Raw genomic sequence first — 17,520 nt, 5'->3', positions numbered from 1 at the left:
GGGTTCCGCCGCGCCACGCTCCACCCGTCGCGAACAACCATCGATCCCGCTTTCCCGCTGCTTTTGCTCTGCTTACCTGTCGGCGACCGACACATCGACGGCGCCGATCCGCCCGGTTTGTGCCAGGTAAGCAGAGCAAAGCCTGCCGGAGTACGGGGTGGAAGCCGGACGAAGCGGCGTGAATGGCGTGATAGGTGCAGATGCCGGACATGGTGCGCCGGGGCACGGTCACGGCGCCCGAGCGCGGTGGGTCAGGGGCGGCGGCCCGGGGGCAGCTCGATCGTCCGGGTGTCGAGGTCGAGCAGGCGGCCGGTGTCGAGGAAACGGCCGCTGTCGGAGCTGAGGTCGGGGTGCTCGACGGCAAGCGCGGCCGCGGCCGCCTCCGGCAGGGAGAGGTCGTTGCCCTCGGCGTAGGCGCGGTCGAACGCGTCGTCGCCGATGACCGCGCGGACGAACTGCTGGTGCTCGGTCCAGTAGTTGGCGAAGATGCCGGGCGTGCTGCGCAGCGACGAGCGCATCGCGGCGGTGGCGCCGAACAGGCGGGCGGCGGTGACCGGGTCGCCGCCCATGGCGCAGCGGACAGCCATCGCGTTGATCGTGTCGCAGGCGCGGCGGTGGAAGCCGTGGCCCATCCGGGAGCGCAGCGCGACGACCAGGTGCTCGTGCGCGGCGACCAGGTCGTTGCGGCCGAGCGCGATCATGCCGAGCAGCATGTCGACGCCGCGCCGGCCGCGCTCGAGCGGACGGCCGGCCTCGACGTTGCGGGCCGCGCCGAGCAGCTCGGCGGCCTCGTCCAGCGCGCCGCGGCGCCAGAGCAGCTCGGCGAGGCTGTAGATGGCGTAGAGCGCGTCGCCGGGCACGCCGTTCGCGGTGGCCCACTCGATGATCTCGCAGACCTGGCGCTCGGCCTCCGCGTACTGTCCCTGGAAGATCAGCGGGCCGCCGCGGGTGGAGAGCACCCGGACGAGCAGGCCGGGGTCGCCGGAGCGGCGGGCGTGCAGCTCGGCGCGCTGGGCGAAGCGCTGCTCCTCGGCGGACTCACCGTCGGCGCCGGCGTGCAGCGAGTGCATGTGGTACGCCAGGGCCAGCTCGGCGTCCGGGATGTGCTCGCCGGTCTCGGCCATCCGCCCGTACATCCGGAACAGCCACAGCCGCCCCTCCCGGGCCAGGCCGCGTTCCCGCCACCACTGGTCCAGGCCCTGCGCGAGGTGCAGGCCGGAGCGGGCGCTGCCGCCGGTGGAGGTCCACCGCAGCGCGGCGCGGACCTCGTCGGCGAGCGGGTCGAGCGCGTACAGCGACAGCGTGATCGGCTGCCCGCCCTGGTCCAGGTGGGCGCGCTGAAGGGCCTGCATGGACCAGTCGACGTGCTGGTCGCGGGCGAAGTGCTCCTCGCCCGCGTCGGCGAGCCGGCGGGCACCGTACGCCTTGATCGGGTCGAGGATCCGGTAGAGCGTGCCGGACGCGTGCGGCTCGACCTGCACCATCGACTTGTCGACCAGCACGGCGAGCGGGTCCAGCGGGTCGTCCTTGAGCACCCACTCGACGGTGGGCAGGTCGACCGGCCCGGCGAAGACGGACAGCCAGCGCAGCAGCCGGGCGGCGCGCGGTCCGAGCGTCCGGTACGACCAGGTGACCGTGGCCTGCATGGTCTGGTTGCGGGAGGCGGCGGACGCGGCGCGGGCGGCCGGGCCGATCGCGACCGTGGCGTCGGTGTCCCCGGAGCCGGCGTCGAGCGCGCCGAGCAGGTCGTCGAGGCGTTCGGCGAGCTGGCTGGCGGAGAGCAGGCGCAGGCGGGCCGCGGCCAGCTCGATCGCGAGCGGCAGCCCGTTGAGCCGGCCGGCGACCCGGGCCAGGTGGGTGACCTCGGCCGGGCTGGGGGCGCGCCCGCCCCGGGCGAGCGAGGTGCGGTCCATCAGCAGCGCGACCGCGTCGGACGGCGCGCCACCGGGGCCGGGCGCGACGGAGAGCGGCGGTATGCGCCAGACGACCTCGCCGGCCACCCGGAACGGCTCGCGGCTGGTGGCCAGGACCTTCGCCCCGGTCCCGCCGGTCAGCAGCGAGGAGATGACCTCGGCGGCCGCGGCGAGTTGCGCGTCGCCGGTGTCGAGTACGAGCAGCATGCGCCGGTTCGCGGCGGATTCGACCAGCGTGTCGAGGATCGGGCGGCCGGGTTCGGGGCGCAGGCCGAGCACGGCCGCGACGGCGAACGCGACCAGCCCGGAGTCGGTGACCGGGGCGACGTCGACGTACCAGACGCCGTCCGGGAAGCGCTCGACCAGGCCACCGGCGGTCTCGATCGCCAGCCGGCTCTTGCCCGCGCCGCCCGGGCCGACCACGGTGACCAGGCGGTGCGTCTCGACGAGCGTGGCCAGTTCGATGCACTCGGCGCCGCGGCCGACGAACGTGGTCGGCTGGTGCGGCAGGTTGTGCGCGGCCGCCTCGGTGCGCGGGCGCGGGAACTCGGTCTCCAGGCCGGGCGCGGTCAGCTGGAACAGTCGTTCGCGGCCGTCGAATCCGCGCAGCCGGTGCAGGCCGAGGTCGAGCAGCCCGGCGTCGGCCGGTATCGCGGCGAGGCGGGCGGTCGCGGCCGAGCAGAGCACCTGGCCACCGTGCGCGGCGGCGGCGACCCGGGCGGCGCGGTGCACCTCGGGGCTGGCGTACTCCCGGCCGACGGGGGTGGCGTAGCCGCTGTGCAGGCCCATCCGGACCTTGGGGGCGGCGCCGGGCACCGGCCAGGCGTGGGTGGCGAGCGCGCGCTGGGCGGCCAGGCAGGCGGTGACGGCGTCCGTGGCGTCGGCGAACGCGATGAAGAACGAGTCGCCCTCGGTGAACAGCTCGGTGCCGTGGTGCGCCGCGATGATCTCGCGCAACAGCCGCCGGTGCTCTTCGAGCACCGGCCGGTATCCCGCACCGAGCATCTGGGCCAACCGTGTTGAACCCTCGATGTCGGTGAACAAGAACGTCACCAGGCCGCTTGGCAGGTGATCCATTGCCGACACGCGTGGAACCTCCGCCCCCCTGGAAGTCGCGAATCATGCTGCCGTACCCGCTCGACCAGGTACATCCTCGAAACGGATGGCCCCGGCTCCCCCAAGGTAGTAGCCGAGCACGGGGTCATCGAGCCGCCGTTTCCGCCGCACCGGGTGTCAGCCGGGCGACTACGGCTGGGACAACGAGACCGGCCGGGGCCGGTTGTGGCACGACAGGTCAGAGCTGACGACCATCCGGATGATCATCCGAAAGGCCCAATCGCACGGTTTAAACCCGAGCGAATTGCGGGGATAAGTGCTTTTTATGACCTTAGCCGCAGCCGCATCCGCCACCGCAGCAACCACCCCCGCCGGTGGGTGCCGGGGCCGCTCCGCCCCGGCCGGTGACCGCGACGGTGGAGAGCAATTTCACGGTGTCATCGTGACCGGCCGGGCACGAGGCGGGGTCGGCGGCTTCGGTCATCGGGCGGTTGACCTCGAACGTCGCGCCGCAGGCCCGGCAGCGGAAGTCGTAGCGTGGCATGACAAGAGGGTACGGCGGCACGCACCGGTTCCGGCAGTCACGCGGACATGGGTAAGGTTCGACGAGTGATGGACGGGGACGGCCGGCCGGAGTCAGGGATGCCGAATATGGACAGTCCGACCAAAGAACCATCATCGCCGGGAATGAGCAACACACCCGGCAAACCGGTTGATTCGGATAAATCCCCCATTCCCGTACCGCGGTCGTGGGGAGTCGCCAGTGACTCGATCGAGCAACCGGAACCCGCCGCCGAAACACGCGCGAAAACCGACAAACCCGCCGAGGGTACGGCCGAGCGCGCGGAACGGGCGATCTCCGAGCCCGTCGCCGCCCGTCCTTCCGGCTCGTCCGTGATCGAGGCGGATTCACCCGATAGCGGAGCGACCGCCACCCCGGCGGTGACCCCCGCCACCACCGGTTCCCCACGCCCACGCCCGTCGGCGGAGCCGCCCGCGCCGGCCGCACCCGCGGCGAAGGAACGGCCGTCCGGTTCCCCGGCCCCGGACCGGAGGACGACGGCCGCGTCCGCTGCATCCGCGGCGTCCGGTGACGCGGCGTCGGCCGAGGCGGCGTCCGCCGACCCGGCGAGGGGCGCGACGCCGGCCGCCACGGCGGGGTCCGCGGCGGCCGTCACTCCCCGAACCGGCGACGGCGCGAGCCCGGACAAGGCCGCCGAGCGGGGCACGGACGCGAAGCCGAGCACCGCCGCCGGTGGTGCGGCCGGTGACCCGGGTGCGACCAAGACCGACCTGCCGCCGGTGGCGCAGCCCGCGCTGGCCGGCGGTGCCGCGCTGGGCCTGGCCCGGCTCACCCGGCGGCGGCTGCGTCCGCCCACGGCGCCGCGGCACGCCGCCGTCCCGCTGAACCCGCTGCTGCGCCGCTTCCCCGCCGTACACGGGATGGCGCAGCGCTCGCTCGACGGCGCCGCCGCCTGGCGACGCGGCCGGTGGGGACGCCTGACGCTGCCCGGTCTGCTGTTCCTCGCGCTGCTCGGTGCCGCCGGCACGGCCGGTGGCGTCCTGGTCCCGGCCGCCGCCGGCAACCGGGCCACGGAGCCGCCGCCCGCCGCGACGCCCACACCCGGTGCGGCCGACACCGGCCTGCCCGTGCCGGCCACGGACGCACCGCTGCCGCCGCTGGTCACGGATCTGCCGGTGGCGCCGACCGGGAGCGCCACGCCGACCGCGCCGGTGCCGGGTGCCCGGCCGGCGGACGCGCTCGCCGCCTGGGCGCAGCAGGTCGGCGCGAAGGTCGACATCCCGCCGGTGGCGCTGCAGGCGTACGGCTACGCGGAGTGGGTGGTCGGCCAGCGGCAGCCGAACTGTCACCTGAACTGGACCACGCTCGCGGCGATCGGCCGGGTCGAGTCGAACCACGGCCGGGCGAACGGCGCGGCGCTGCTCCCGGACGGCGAGTCGAACCCGCCGATCTACGGCCTGCCGCTGGACGGGCAGGGTGACCGCAAGCTGATCCCGGACACCGACCAGGGCCGGCTGGACAGCGACACCACGTACGACCGGGCGATCGGGTCGATGCAGTTCATCCCGACCACCTGGGCGCTGTGGAAGATCGACGCGGACAACGACGGCGTCACCGACCCGAACGACATCGACGACGCGGCGCTGGCCGCCGGTAACTACCTGTGCGCGAACGACAAGGACCTGTCGACCACCGAGGACTGGTGGAACGCGATCCTGACCTACAACAACGTGGAGCCCTACGCCCAGTCGGTGTACGAGGCGGCGAACGACTTCGGGCTGCGCAGTCAGACGTAGCGTGACGGCGGCCGGCCGCCGCCACGACCCGGCGTGGACGCACGCTTTCCTCCGGCGCACTGTCACGGCAAGCTGTATCCGTGACAGTGCGCGAGTGGGATCCCCGGACGGCGCCGGACAGCGATTTCCAGAACCTGCTGGGGGCGCTGAACGCGGCGCTGGCGGCTGATCTCCCGGATGATCCGCCGTGGCGCGACGACCACCTCCGGGAGTACCTGGCCGAGACGATGCCGAGCGAGCGCCGGGTCTGCTGGGTCGCGGTGGACGACGACGGCGTCCTGACCGGTCTGGTGACGGTACTCCTGCTGGGCGGCATCGGGGTGCTGGAGGTGCTGGTCCATCCGCGGGTGCGCCGCACCGGGGTGGCCCGCCGCCTGGTCGCCACGGCCGCGCGCCGGGTCTTCGCCGAGGGCTTCTCGTCGATCGGCGCGGAGGTGGTCGGCGGCACCCCGGCCGTGGCGTTCTTCGAGTCGCTCGGCTTCGAACGGGAGTACGTGGAGACCCGCAGCGTGCTCCGGTTGTCCACGGTGGACTGGCTGTCGCTGGGCGAGATGGCTCGCGGCATCGCGGCCGGCTACCGGGTGGAGTACTTCCCGGGCGGGCCGCCGGACGACATGCTGGAGGCGTACGCGATGGCCAAGGCCGAGCTGCGCGACAGCGACAACGGCGACCTCGACCTGCGCCCCAGTTCGTACGACGCGCGCCGGCTGCGGGAGAGCCTGAACGTGCTGCACCGCCGCGGCATGACCCCGCACATCGTGCTGGCCGTGCACGAGCGGACCGGTGCGGTGGCCGGCCTGACCGAGGTGGTCGTGCCGGTGCAGCGCCCGACGCGCGCGGACCAGTACGACACGATCGTCGTGCAGGACCACCGCGGGTACGGCATCGACCGGGCGATCAAGGCACGCATGCTGTTCGAGCTGCGGTCCGCGGAGCCGCGCCTGACCGAGGTGCAGACGTGGAACGCGCAGTCGAACGTACCCATGCTGAAGGTCAACGCCGAACTCGGTTTCCAGCCGGACCGGGAGTGGTGCGAATACGGGGCCGATGTGGGCGAACTGGTGCATCGACTGGAGAACGTCTGAGGTCGCGGCGCCGAAAGTTAACAGCCACGACCACCGGGAGATAGACGGCGGCCGGTGAGGCGCCTTACCGTGCGTGGGTTCTGGTCGTCCTTCTCTGGAGGATTCATGCGCCCTCGGCTCTGGCGCGCCACGCTGGCCGGCACGGTCACCGCCGTTGCGGCGATCGGTCTCGTGCCCGGCGTGGCGACCGCAGCGTCGCCCGACTTGTTCATCTCCGAATACATCGAAGGCAGCGGCAACAACAAGGCCGTCGAGATCTTCAACGGTACGGGTGCCACGGTGGACCTGTCCGCGTACGCGCTCCGGTTGTACTTCAACGGCGGCACGTCGTTCAGCAGTGTGCCGTTGACCGGTTCGGTCGCGGACGGCGACGTGTTCGTGCTCGCTCACGCGTCCGCGAACGCGGCGATCCTGGCCGTCGCGGACCAGACGTCGAGCGCGAGCTTCTACAACGGCGACGACGCGCTCGTGCTGGTCAAGGGCACCGGCGTGGTCGACTCGCTCGGCCAGGTGGGCGTCGACCCGGGCACCGAGTGGGGCACCGGGCTGACCGGCACCGCGGACAACACGCTGCGCCGGCTGCCTGCCGTGACCGCGGGCGACACGGTGGTCGACGACGCGTTCGACCCGGCGGAGCGGTGGGCCGGTTTCGCCACCGACACCGTGGACGGTCTCGGCTTCCACACGGTCGACGGCGGCGGCCCGGTGGACGTGCCGGCGGTGTTCTCCTGCCCGGCGATCTCCACCGTGGCCGGCACGGCCGGCACCGGCACCGTGACCGCGACCGACGCGGACGACGTGATCATCGAGCTGGCCGTGACGAGCCCGGTCGCCGGCATCACCCGGACCGCGTTCACGCCCGCGACCGCGACGGGCGGCACCGCGACCGCCACGATCGGGGTGGCCGCGGACGTGCCGGCCGGCACCTACCCGGTCACCGTCACCGCGTCGGACGCCGGCGGCGGCACCGCGGCCTGCACGGCCACCGTGACCGTCGCCGGGCTGCTGACCGTGGGCGAGGTGCAGGGCGCGACGCCGGACACCGGTGACGCCCGCGGCCACCGCTCGCCGCTGGCGCCCGCGTCCGGCAACGCCGGCAGCGCGCAGTACCACTTCGTGCAGGGCGTGATCACGCAGCTGACCCAGGCGCGCACGTCGGCCGGCGCCACCACGTACGGCTTCTTCCTGCAGAGCCGTCTCGGCGCGACCGACGGCGACCCGGCCAGCGCGGACGGCATCTTCGTGTTCATGGGCACGTTCACGTCGCTGATCGGCGGTTACGTGCCGGTCGCCGGCGACGAGGTGGTGCTGCGCGCCCGCGTCTCCGAGTACTACGACTACACGCAGCTCAGCAGCGCCTCGCTGGTCAGCACGGTCGCGTCCGGCCTGGACGTGAACGCGGTGGTGGCCACGACCGACGCCCGTCCGCCGGCCGACCTGGCCGCCGCGGACCGTTTCTGGGAGCGGCACGAGGGTGAGCGCATGCGCGTGCGGTCCGGCGCGCAGACGGTCAGCGGCCGCAACGTGTACCCGGCCACCGCGGACGGCGAGGTGTGGCTGCTCGACCGGGACGACCCGATCCTGAAGCGCACGGACCCGTACGCGCGCCGGGTGTTCCGGGACGCGCACCCGCTGGACGACGTGCCCGGCCGGCTGTTCGACAACGGCAACGGCAGCCGCATCATGATCGCCAGCATGGGCGTGAAGGCCGCGGCGAACGACAGCACCGCGCTGATCCCGGGCGCGAAGACGTTCGACCGGCTCACCGCGGACGCGGTCGGCGGTCTCTACTACACGTTCGAGAAGTACGCCGTGCAGGCCGAGGCGATCTCGTTCGCGAACGGTGCCGACCCGTCGCGGAACAACCCGCCGAAGCCGGCCGACCGGTCCTCCGAACTGGCGATCTCGTCGTACAACGTGGAGAACCTCTACGACTACCGCGACGACCCGTTCGACGGCTGCGACTTCACCGGCAACGCCGGCTGCGCGGGCGTCTCCCCGCCGTTCGACTACGTGCCGGGCAGCCAGGCCGAGTACGACACGCAGCTGGCCAACCTCGCCGACCAGATCATCAAGGACCTGCACGCCCCGGACCTGATCCTGGTCGAGGAGGCCGAGGACCAGGACATCTGCGCCGTGACCGGCGGCGAGCTGGTCTGCGGCACCACGAACGACGCGGACGGCGCACCGGACACGCTGCAGGAGCTGGCGCTGACCGTCACCCGCGCGGGCGGCCCCGCCTACGCCGCCGCCTACGATCGGAACGGCGCGGACGCGCGCGGCATCACGACCGCGTTCCTCTACCGCACCGACCGGTTGTCGTTGGCCCCGGCGACCGCGGCCGATCCGGTGCTGGGCTCGTCCCCCACCGTGCGGTACCGCGGCGCGGGCCTGGCCGGCAACGCGGACGTGCAGAACCCGAAGGCGCTGAACGCGGTCCTGCCGGCGGACGTGGACACGTCCACCGGCGTCGACGGCGCGAACGTCTTCACCCGGGCCCCGCAGGTCGGCAGGTTCGTCGTGCGGGCCGCACCGGGCTCGTCCGACACGTATCCGCTCTGGGCGGTGGCGAACCACTACTCGTCCGGTCCGGACTCGCGCGTCGGCCAGCGCCGGGAGCAGGCCGCGTACGGTGCCGCGATCGTCGACGCGATCGAGGCCGCGGACGCCACGGCCAGGGTCGTCTACGGCGGTGACCTGAACGTGTTCCCGCGCCCCGACGACCCGATCGCCACCGCGGCGAACCCGGCCACGTCGGACCAGCTCGGCCCGCTGTACGACGCCGGGCTGCACAACCTGTACGACGACCTGCTGGCCGACGCGCCCTCGTCCGCCTACTCGTACTCGTACGAGGGCCAGACGCAGACGCTGGACCACCTCTTCGTCAACGACGCGCTCTACGCCGACCTGATCGAGATGCGCGCCGCGCACATCAACGCCGACTGGTCCGCCGAGGACTCCACGAACGGTTCCCGCGGCAGCAGCGACCACGACCCGCAGGTCGCCCGCTTCCACACCCGGCCGGCCCTGACGGTCACCGACGCGCAGGTCACCGAGGGGGACCGGGGCACCGCCCAGTTGATGTTCGACGTCTCGCTGTCCCGCGCCACCACCAAGCCGGTCGTCGTCTGCGCCACCACGCTGGGCATCACCGCCTCGGCCGGCTCGGACTACAGCCCGCTGATCCGCTGCACCACCATCGCCGCCGGCCGGACCGGCACCACGTTCACGGTCTCTGTCACCGGCGACCGCAAGCCGGAAGCGGACGAGCGGCTGAGCCTGCTCGTCGCCGGCGTCCCCGGCGTCCGCAACGCCGACCCGGTCGCCACCGGCACCATCCGCAACGACGACTGACCACCCACCGTCGCCCTACCCGTCCGCGATCCCCAGAGGCCCGTCACCCCACCCGGTGGCGGGCCTCCCGTCCTCCAGCCACACCGTGCACATCGGCGGCGGCGGTACGTTCCGGAACTGCGCCACCCGCACCTCCCACTGGCTCCGCCGCCGCTGCCGCTCCCGCAACTCAGGTGACCGGTGAAAGGTCTCCGGCGGACGTGCCAGCCCGTACTGGTCGCCCCACCACTCCCCCGCCCGCGGGTCCAGAATCGTCGACAGGTGCGCCGGGTACCGCCGCCCCGCCCCGTCGTACGTCTCGTCCCACACCCGCATCGGCTGCACGATCCGCCCTTCCGGATCCACCACCACCAGATGCAGTCCCGCCACGCCCAGCATCCGTTCCAGCAACGCCACGCTCGGCGCCAGCCCACCCGTCTCCACCCGCGCCACCGCCGCCGCCGACACCTCCGCCCACCGCGCCAGATCCCGCTGACTCATGTCCGACATCCGCCGCGCCCGCCGCACCAACCCCGACACCGGAAACCCACCACCCCCACCCCGCAGCACCGGCCGCCCATACCCTGCAGCCCGCCCTCTCCGCCGCCTCTTCGCCCTCGTCATGCCGCGCACTCTGCCCCACACCCGCACTCCCCAGCCACCCCGCCACCTCCCCCCACCCTTCACCCTCCGTAACCCCCCACCTCCCCTCCCCCCACCCCCACCCCAAAACTTTGCTCTGCTTACATGCGCACATCCGGCGCCACTTGACGGAATGACCAGCGCAGATCCGCGCGCCGCCAAGGTAAGCAGAGCAAAGGATGCGGAAGGGCAGACGGGGCGGCGGAGACGGCCGTTACTTAAAGTGATGAATCGCGGACCGATCGGTCACGCTAAATTGGGGTCCAATCGGTCACGATCACGGTCTATTCAATCGGTTGGTGTCGATTGATCGAGTGCGGAATGATGGATTCGAAAGGCGCCGGAATGGCCTCTGGAGCGGATGCGGGTGCTCGATCGGGCCGGCGGCCGGGGATCGGGAGCCGGCAAGAGCCGGGGGGCGGTCAGCCAGGGGTGGGTGTCGGTGGTGCCGATGAGCGACAAACTGCGGCAGTCCGGAGGGCGGCCGTGAGGCGCGGGGCACATGTCGAGTTGATCTCGTCACCGGAGGCCGGGCGGGCCCTTCGCGACGGCGAGGGGGCGGGGCCGCAGTGGGCGCGAGGGTGGCCGACGGGGATAGGCCGGGCCGGGTGGGGATGGCCGGGTGGCGTGAAGCACGGTGGTGGTCAGGCGGGGGTGGGGCGAGGGGTGGTGGGGCGCGAGCGGAGGCGGGTGGTGGCGGTGGCGGCGTTGGTGGTGAGGCGGGTGGTTTCGGTGGCGAGGGCGGTGGCGCCGTCGTCGGTGAGGCGGTAGTAGCGGCGGGGGCGGCCGTCGACGGTTTCCTCGCGGTCAATGGTGACCAAACCCTCGGCGGCGAGGCGGTCGAGGGCGGCGTAGAGGGTGCCGGCCTGGAGGTGGACGGAACCGCTGGAGAGGGTTTCGGCCTCGCGGATGATGCCGTAGCCGTGCCGGGGCTGGTCGGTCAGCGCGGTGAGGATCCAGAACGTGGGTTCCCGCATTGCCTTCGCCATGCCAGCAAATATAAAGATTGTCTGAGTATGGGGACAAGCCTTGCGGGCCTGTCCCCGTCGACGTCGATACAGTGCCTAGTAACGGGCGCGGAGCAGGGTGGCGGCCTCGACGGCCCAGTAGGTGAGGATGAGCTGGGCGCCGGCGCGGTGGATCGAGGTGAGCGTCTCGAGGATTGCGGCCTCGCGGTTGATCCAGCCGTTCGCGGCGGCGGCCTCGACCATCGCGTACTCGCCGCTGATCTGGTAGGCGGCGACCGGGACGTCGACCGTGTCGGCGATCCGGGTGATCACGTCGAGGTAGGGCAGCGCGGGCTTGACCATGACCATGTCGGCGCCCTCGGCGACGTCCAGCGCCACCTCGCGCATCGACTCGCGCAGGTTCGCGGGGTTCTGCTGGTAGGTGCGGCGGTCGCCCTCGAGCGCGGACTCGACGGCCTCGCGGAACGGGCCGTAGAACGAGGACGCGTACTTCACGGCGTAGGCGAGGATCGAGCGGTCGGTGTGACCGGCGGCGTCCAGGGCCTTGCGGATCACGCCGACCTGGCCGTCCATCATCCCGGACGGGCCGAGCACGTGCGCGCCGGCGTCGGCCTGGGCCACGGCCATCTGTGCGTACGCCTCGAGCGTGGCGTCGTTGTCGACGGTGCCGTCGGCGGCGAGCAGGCCGCAGTGGCCGTGCGAGGTGAACTCGTCCAGGCAGACGTCGCTCATGATCACCGTGGCGTCGCCGACCTCGGCGCGGACGTCGCGCAGCGCCACGTTGAGGATGCCGTTCGGGTCGAGGCCGCCGGAGCCGGTCTCGTCCCGGGTCTCCGGCACGCCGAAGAGCATCACGCCGCCGACGCCGGCCTGCACGGCCTCGACCACGGCCTTGCGCAGCGAGTCGCGGGAGTGCTGGACGACGCCGGGCATCGACGTGATCGGCCGGGGCACGGTGAGGCCCTCCTTCACGAACATCGGCAGGATCAGCTGCGCCGGCGCCACCCGGGTCTCCTCGACCAGCCGGCGCATGGCCGGGGTGTGACGGAGACGCCGGGGGCGGATGTCGGGGAAAGACACGTCTCTGGGCCTTCCTTGGCTACGGAGCGTCTACCGGAAACGGAGCGCGGTCGGGCCCTGCACCTTCGAGCCGCGGCGCTGCTTGGCCGGCATCGCGGCCAGCTTCTCGCGCAGTTCGACGGCGTACCCGGCGAGCGCCTCGACCAGGTCCGGGACCGAGGCGTGCGGCGGCTGGACGTCGACCCGCAGGCCGAACTCCGTCGCGGTCTCCGCGGTCTTCGGTCCGATCACCGCGACCACCGTGCGCTGGTGCGGCTTGCCGGCGATGCCGACCAGATTCCGGACGGTGGAGGACGACGTGAACAGCACCGCGTCGAAGCCACCGGACTTGATCGCGTCGCGGATGTCGGCGGGCGGCGGGGCCGCGCGGACGGTCCGGTACGCGGTGACGTCGTCGACCTCCCAGCCGCGCTCGACCAGGCCGGCCGCGAGCGTCTCGGTGGCGATGTCGGCGCGCGGCAGCAGCACGCGGCCGACCGGGTCGAGGATCTCGTCGTGCGGGGAGAACTCGGCCAGCAGGCCCTCGGAGGACTGCTCGCCGGCCGGGATGAGCTCGGGCTGGATGCCGAACGCGCGGACCGCCTCGGCGGTGGCCTCACCGATACACGCGATCTTGACGCCACCGAAGTGGCGCGCGTCCAGGCCGTGCTCGCCGAACTTCTCCCAGACCGCGCGGACCGCGTTGACCGAGGTGAAGACGACCCAGGCGTACCGGCCGTCGACCAGGCCCTTGATCGCCCGCTCCATCTGGGCCGGGGTGCGCGGCGGCTCGACCGCGATGGTCGGCACCTCGCACGGGATCGCGCCGTACGCGCGCAGCCGGGCGCTCATCACGCCGGCCTGCTCCTTGGTGCGCGGGACGAGGACCTTCCAGCCGTACAGCGGGCGGTTCTCCCACCAGCTGAGCTTGTCCCGCTCGGCGACGCCCTCACCGAGGGTGAGCACCACGCGGCCGGTGAAGCCGAGCGCGGCCGCGACGAACGAGTCGACGGTGGACGTGGTGGTGTGCTGCGTGTCGCCGGTGCCGTCGCCGGTGACGCCGACCGGCGTGGTGCCGTCGACGCCCGCGGCGAGCAGGCCGTCGCGGACCGCGGCGAGGTCACCGGCGTCGACGGCCAGGGAGATCGAGCCGCGGCCGAGCGCGGCGGCGAGCGCCTCGAAGTCGAGCGTGGTCACGTCGTCCACGTCACCGGCGGTGCGCACGCCGGGCAGCGGCACACCGGCGTAGGTCGCGACGCCGGCGGCCTGGCCGATGCCGGGCACGACCTCGAAGTGCGCGGCGGTACGCGCGACCGCCTGCACGGCCGCGACCACCGAGTCGTGACCGAACGGGTCACCGGCGACCAGGTACGCCGCGTGCAGCCCGGAGCGGGCGGCGGAGAGCAGCACCTTGGCGACGTCGCCGGGGGCCCCCTCGGCGGGCGTGAACTGGGCGTCCTCGGCGGCCTGCGACTTCAATGCCTCGATCAGCGATTCGGGGAGACCCCGGTCGTAGATCACCTGGTCCGCATCGACGACGGCGTCGTGCGCACGGCGGGTGAGCAGGCCGGGGTCGCCGGGGCCGGCCCCGACGAACGCGATGTGGCCTACGGCTTTACGGGTGCGGGTCATTGCGTGCTCCCAGTTACATGTGCTTCCGCGGTCCGCGGTGAGGCATTCGGGGTCGTGCCATTCGGGGGCTGTACGGGGCCGGCCGTCCAGAGTCCGGCGGCGCCGGAGTCGAGCAGGTCGGCCGCGAGCGCCTTGCCGATCTCGACGGCGTCGGCCGGGCGCCCGGTGCGGGACAGGCGCACGTCGTGGCTGCCGTCCGGGGCGATCACGGCGCCGCGCAGGTAGATCTCGTCGCCGTCGTCGCCCTCGGCGAGTTCCGCGTACGCGCCGACCGGTGCGCTGCAGCCGGCCTCGAGCGTGGCCAGCAGCGACCGCTCGGCGGCGACGACCGCCCGGGTGTCCGGGTGGTCGAGCACGGTGAGCAGGTCGATCAGGTCGGCGTCGTCGGCGCGGCACTCCACGGCGAGCGCGCCCTGCGCGGGGGCGGGCAGCATGAGCATCGGGTCGAGCGTCTCGGTGATCTCGCCGTCCCGGCCGAGCCGGGTCAGGCCGGCCCGGGCCAGCACGACCGCGTCCAGGTCCGCGTGCGGCCCGACGACCCGGGAGATCCGGGTGTCGACGTTGCCGCGGATCGGGACGGTCTCGAACTGCAGGCCGAGCGCCTGGAGCTGGGCGATGCGGCGGACCGCGCCGGTCCCGATCCGGGCTCCGGGGGGAAGCTCGGTCAGCCGCAGGCCGTCGCGGGAGATCAGCGCGTCGCGCGGGTCCTCCCGAGCCGGCACGGCCGCGATGTGCAGCCCGGGGGCCGACGCGGTGGGCAGGTCCTTGTAGCTGTGCACCGCGAAGTCGATCTTCCCGGCCGTCAGCGCGTCGCGCAGCGCGGAGACGAACACGCCCACGCCGAGCGTCTGCACCGGCGCGGCGGAGGTGTCGCCGCTGGTCACGATGCGGACCAGCTCGACCGGCCGGCCGGTGGCCGCGGTGAGCGCGCCGGCCACGCGCTGTGACTGGGCGAGCGCGAGTGCGCTGCCCCGGGTGCCCAGGCGCAGCGGTGCGCCGGTGTTCGGTGAGCCGGTCACGCCCGTCCTCCGATCTCGGGTACGGCGTCCGCGTGGGTCGCCTGCGGGATCTCCAGGTCGAACAGCTCGCGCAGCAGTGCCGCGTACTGGTCGCCGCCGGGTGACTGGGCGAGCTGGCGGACCCGGACCGTCGGCTGGTGGAGCAGCTGCTGCACGACTCGGTGCAGGGTCTTCGCCACGTCCGCGCGCTGGTCGTCGCTGAACTCGGGGTGCCGCTGGTTGAGCCGGCGCAGCTCGGCGGTGACCACGTCGTCGGCGCGCCCGCGCAGCGCGGCGACGGTCGGGGCCACGTCCTTGCCGCGCAGCCAGGCGAGGAAGTTCTCCACCTCGCCGGCGACGATGTTCTCCACCGCGAGCGTGTCCGCGGACGCGGGGTGCTCCCGGCGCGCCTCGGCGAGCCGGTCGATGTCGAGCACGACCACGCCGGGCACGTCCACGGCGTCCGGCGCGACGTCCCGCGGCAGCGCGAGGTCCAGCACCACCAGCGGGTCCCGGCCGGTGCGCCCGGCGACGGCCGCCTCCAGCAGCTCGCGGGTGAGCACCGGCGTCTGCGACGCGGTCGCGGAGACGACCAGGTCGGCGTCGCGCAGCGCGGTGGCCACGTCCGCGTAGCCGACCGGGTGCGCACCGTACGCCTCGGCGAGCCGCTCGGCCCGCTCGGTGTTGCGGTTCGTGACGTGCAGCGGGCCGACCCCGGCCCGGCTGAGCGTGGCGACGGAGAGCGCGCCCATCGCGCCCGCGCCGATGACCAGCGTCGGGCGGCCGTCCAGCCCGCCGGGCAGGTGCTCCGCGGCGACCTCGAGCGCGGCCGTGACCACGCTCTGGCCGGCCCGGTCGATGCCGGTCTCCGCGTGCGCCCGCTTGCCGACCCGCAGGCCCTGCTGCATCAGCTCGTGCAGCAGCCGGCCGGCCGAGTCGGCCTCGGTGGCCGAGTGGTACGCGTCGCGCAGCTGGCCGAGGATCTGCGGCTCGCCGACGACCATGGAGTCGAGCCCGGCCGCGACCTTGAACGTGTGCTCCACGGCATCGCCGTCGAAGTGCACGTAGAGGTGGCTGGCCAGCTCGGCGGGGACGTCGAAGCCGGCGTGCCCGGCCAGCACGGTGCAGATGTCGCCGAGACCGCCGTGGAAGCCGGAGACCGCCGCGTAGACCTCCACCCGGTTGCAGGTGGACAGCATCACGGCCTCGCCGACGTACGGCTGGGCGACCAGCCGTTCCAGGATGCCGGGCAGGTCCGCGGGCGGCGTCGCGAGCCGCTCCAGCACCGAGAGCGGGCTGGTGCGGTACGACGCGCCGACGACGAGGAGTTTCACGATCCGACCGCCTCCGCAGCGTCGGTGGAATGGTGTGCTCCCGACCCGGTCAGGCCGCCGGGCAGGGCGGTGAGCGCGGCCGGCCCGGCCGCGCTCGACTTGCGGTGCTGGTGGAAGGAGAGGATCTGGAGCTCGATCGCGAGATCCACCTTCCGGACGTCCACTCCGACGGGCACGTTCAGCACCCGGGGAGCGAAGTTGAGGATGCCCGTCACGCCGGCGGCCACCAACTGGTCGGCTACGCTCTGGGCGCCTTCCGCGGGCGTGGAGATGACGCCGATCGCGATCGGGTCCTCCGCCGCGACCTGCGGCAGCTCGTCCAGGTGACGCACGGTCAGGCCGTGGATGCGCTGGCCGACCAGCTCCGGGTCGACGTCGAAGAGCGCGGCGATGCGGAAGCCGCGGCTGGCGAACCCGGCGTAGCCGGCGAGCGCGTGGCCGAGGTTGCCCAGGCCGACGAGGACGACGGAGCGGCGCTGGGTGAGGCCGAGCACGTTCTCGATCTGGTCGACGAGCAGGGTGACGTCGTACCCGACGCCGCGTGTCCCGTACGACCCGAGGTGGGAGAGGTCCTTGCGCAGCTTGGCGGAGTTGACCCCGGCGGCCACGGCGAGCTCCTCGCTGGAGACCGTCTCGTGACCCGACTCGGCCAGGTGGTGCAGGGCGCGCAGGTACTCCGGCAGCCGGGCGACCGTGGCCTCGGGAAGGTCCGGCGACGTGGCGACGACCGCGGGGTTACCGGGCTCGCCTTGATCGGTCGCGCCGTGCCCGGGCGCGCCCGGCGGGGGGTGCTGGCTCATGTGACTCCGTGCCGACGTAGCGATCCTCGGCCGATCCCGCGGATCGGTCGTTGTGGAAGCCCCTCGACACCCGCCGTTACCGGCTGCCCTGACGGGGCGTGTAGAGCTAACAATGTAGGCGCTTGTGAAGGCGTGCACAAATCGCGATCTTGATCGAAGCAGTGGACAACCGGCCGTCGTCCATGCTAGCGAATTCGCCGGGCTTCGTCGGTGCACCGAAGCCCTCCGTCTCCACCGGGACCAGCCCCGCGCCGCACCCCGCCGCCGCCGCGACCAGCTCACCCCTGAGCCGTTCGAAGACGTCCACCAATCAGTATGCGCCAAATGGCTTTTATGCTGCAAATAACGGGTAACCGCGCCGGGCGACGGTAGGGAGAGCCC

The 17,520-nt window shown here is 73.0% G+C and carries 12 protein-coding genes; 3 read left to right on the top strand and 9 right to left on the bottom strand.

The window, feature by feature from the left end; genetic code table 11:
• Nucleotides 1-251: 251 nt before the first annotated feature.
• Both J2S44_RS21730 and J2S44_RS21725 read right to left on the bottom strand, forming a co-directional pair.
• Complete coding sequence (locus J2S44_RS21730; RefSeq protein ID WP_310416963.1) at nt 252-2,999, bottom strand: ATP-binding protein; 2,748 nt, start codon at nt 2,997-2,999, stop codon at nt 252-254.
• Between the two features lie 301 nt (nt 3,000-3,300).
• Nucleotides 3,301-3,513, bottom strand: a complete 213-nt coding sequence (locus J2S44_RS21725) for an FmdB family zinc ribbon protein (protein WP_310416961.1) — start codon at nt 3,511-3,513, stop codon at nt 3,301-3,303.
• A gap of 398 nt (nt 3,514-3,911) precedes the next feature.
• On the opposite strand from J2S44_RS21725, the gene J2S44_RS21720 reads away from it, so the two are divergent.
• From J2S44_RS21720 to J2S44_RS21710, 3 genes are all read left to right on the top strand, one after another.
• Nucleotides 3,912-5,288, top strand: a complete 1,377-nt coding sequence (locus J2S44_RS21720; protein WP_310416958.1) for a lytic transglycosylase domain-containing protein — start codon at nt 3,912-3,914, stop codon at nt 5,286-5,288.
• 80 nt (nt 5,289-5,368) lie between these two features.
• Entirely contained in the window at nt 5,369-6,373 is a 1,005-nt protein-coding gene (locus J2S44_RS21715) for a GNAT family N-acetyltransferase (RefSeq protein WP_310416956.1), read from the top strand.
• 105 nt (nt 6,374-6,478) lie between these two features.
• A complete protein-coding gene (locus tag J2S44_RS21710) occupies nt 6,479-9,727 on the top strand; it encodes a lamin tail domain-containing protein (RefSeq protein WP_310416953.1) in 3,249 nt (1,082 codons plus the stop codon).
• A 15-nt stretch (nt 9,728-9,742) separates the two neighbouring features.
• Here the strand turns inward: J2S44_RS21710 and J2S44_RS21705 are convergent, their stop codons facing one another.
• The 7 genes from J2S44_RS21705 to J2S44_RS21675 form a co-directional block, all read right to left on the bottom strand.
• Nucleotides 9,743-10,234 carry a helix-turn-helix domain-containing protein gene (locus tag J2S44_RS21705; RefSeq protein ID WP_310429835.1) on the bottom strand — a complete coding sequence of 164 codons (492 nt, stop codon included), beginning with the start codon at nt 10,232-10,234 and terminating at the stop codon, nt 9,743-9,745.
• A 758-nt stretch (nt 10,235-10,992) separates the two neighbouring features.
• Nucleotides 10,993-11,325 carry a PadR family transcriptional regulator gene (locus J2S44_RS21700; RefSeq protein ID WP_310429833.1) on the bottom strand — a complete coding sequence of 111 codons (333 nt, stop codon included), beginning with the start codon at nt 11,323-11,325 and terminating at the stop codon, nt 10,993-10,995.
• 87 nt (nt 11,326-11,412) lie between these two features.
• A complete protein-coding gene (gene hemB, locus J2S44_RS21695; protein WP_310416950.1) occupies nt 11,413-12,396 on the bottom strand; it encodes a porphobilinogen synthase in 984 nt (327 codons plus the stop codon).
• A gap of 30 nt (nt 12,397-12,426) precedes the next feature.
• Complete coding sequence (locus J2S44_RS21690) at nt 12,427-14,007, bottom strand: bifunctional uroporphyrinogen-III C-methyltransferase/uroporphyrinogen-III synthase (RefSeq protein ID WP_310416948.1); 1,581 nt, start codon at nt 14,005-14,007, stop codon at nt 12,427-12,429.
• The gene (gene hemC / locus J2S44_RS21685; RefSeq protein ID WP_310416946.1) at nt 14,004-15,026 is read right to left on the bottom strand and encodes a hydroxymethylbilane synthase; all 1,023 of its coding nucleotides are present in this window, start codon (nt 15,024-15,026) and stop codon (nt 14,004-14,006) included. The genes J2S44_RS21690 and hemC overlap by 4 nt, the downstream gene beginning before the upstream one ends.
• The gene (locus tag J2S44_RS21680; RefSeq protein ID WP_310416943.1) at nt 15,023-16,339 is read right to left on the bottom strand and encodes a glutamyl-tRNA reductase; all 1,317 of its coding nucleotides are present in this window, start codon (nt 16,337-16,339) and stop codon (nt 15,023-15,025) included. The genes hemC and J2S44_RS21680 overlap by 4 nt, the downstream gene beginning before the upstream one ends.
• Nucleotides 16,336-17,139, bottom strand: coding sequence for a redox-sensing transcriptional repressor Rex (locus tag J2S44_RS21675; RefSeq protein WP_310416941.1), 804 nt, complete (start codon nt 17,137-17,139; stop codon nt 16,336-16,338). Before J2S44_RS21675 ends, J2S44_RS21680 begins: the two co-directional genes overlap by 4 nt.
• Between the last annotated feature and the right edge of the window lie 381 nt (nt 17,140-17,520).

The organism is Catenuloplanes niger (assembly GCF_031458255.1).
Taxonomy (GTDB): domain Bacteria; phylum Actinomycetota; class Actinomycetes; order Mycobacteriales; family Micromonosporaceae; genus Catenuloplanes; species Catenuloplanes niger.
The sequence above is the reverse complement of the archived record's forward strand: the minus strand, read 5'-3'. Positions and strand labels throughout refer to the sequence as shown.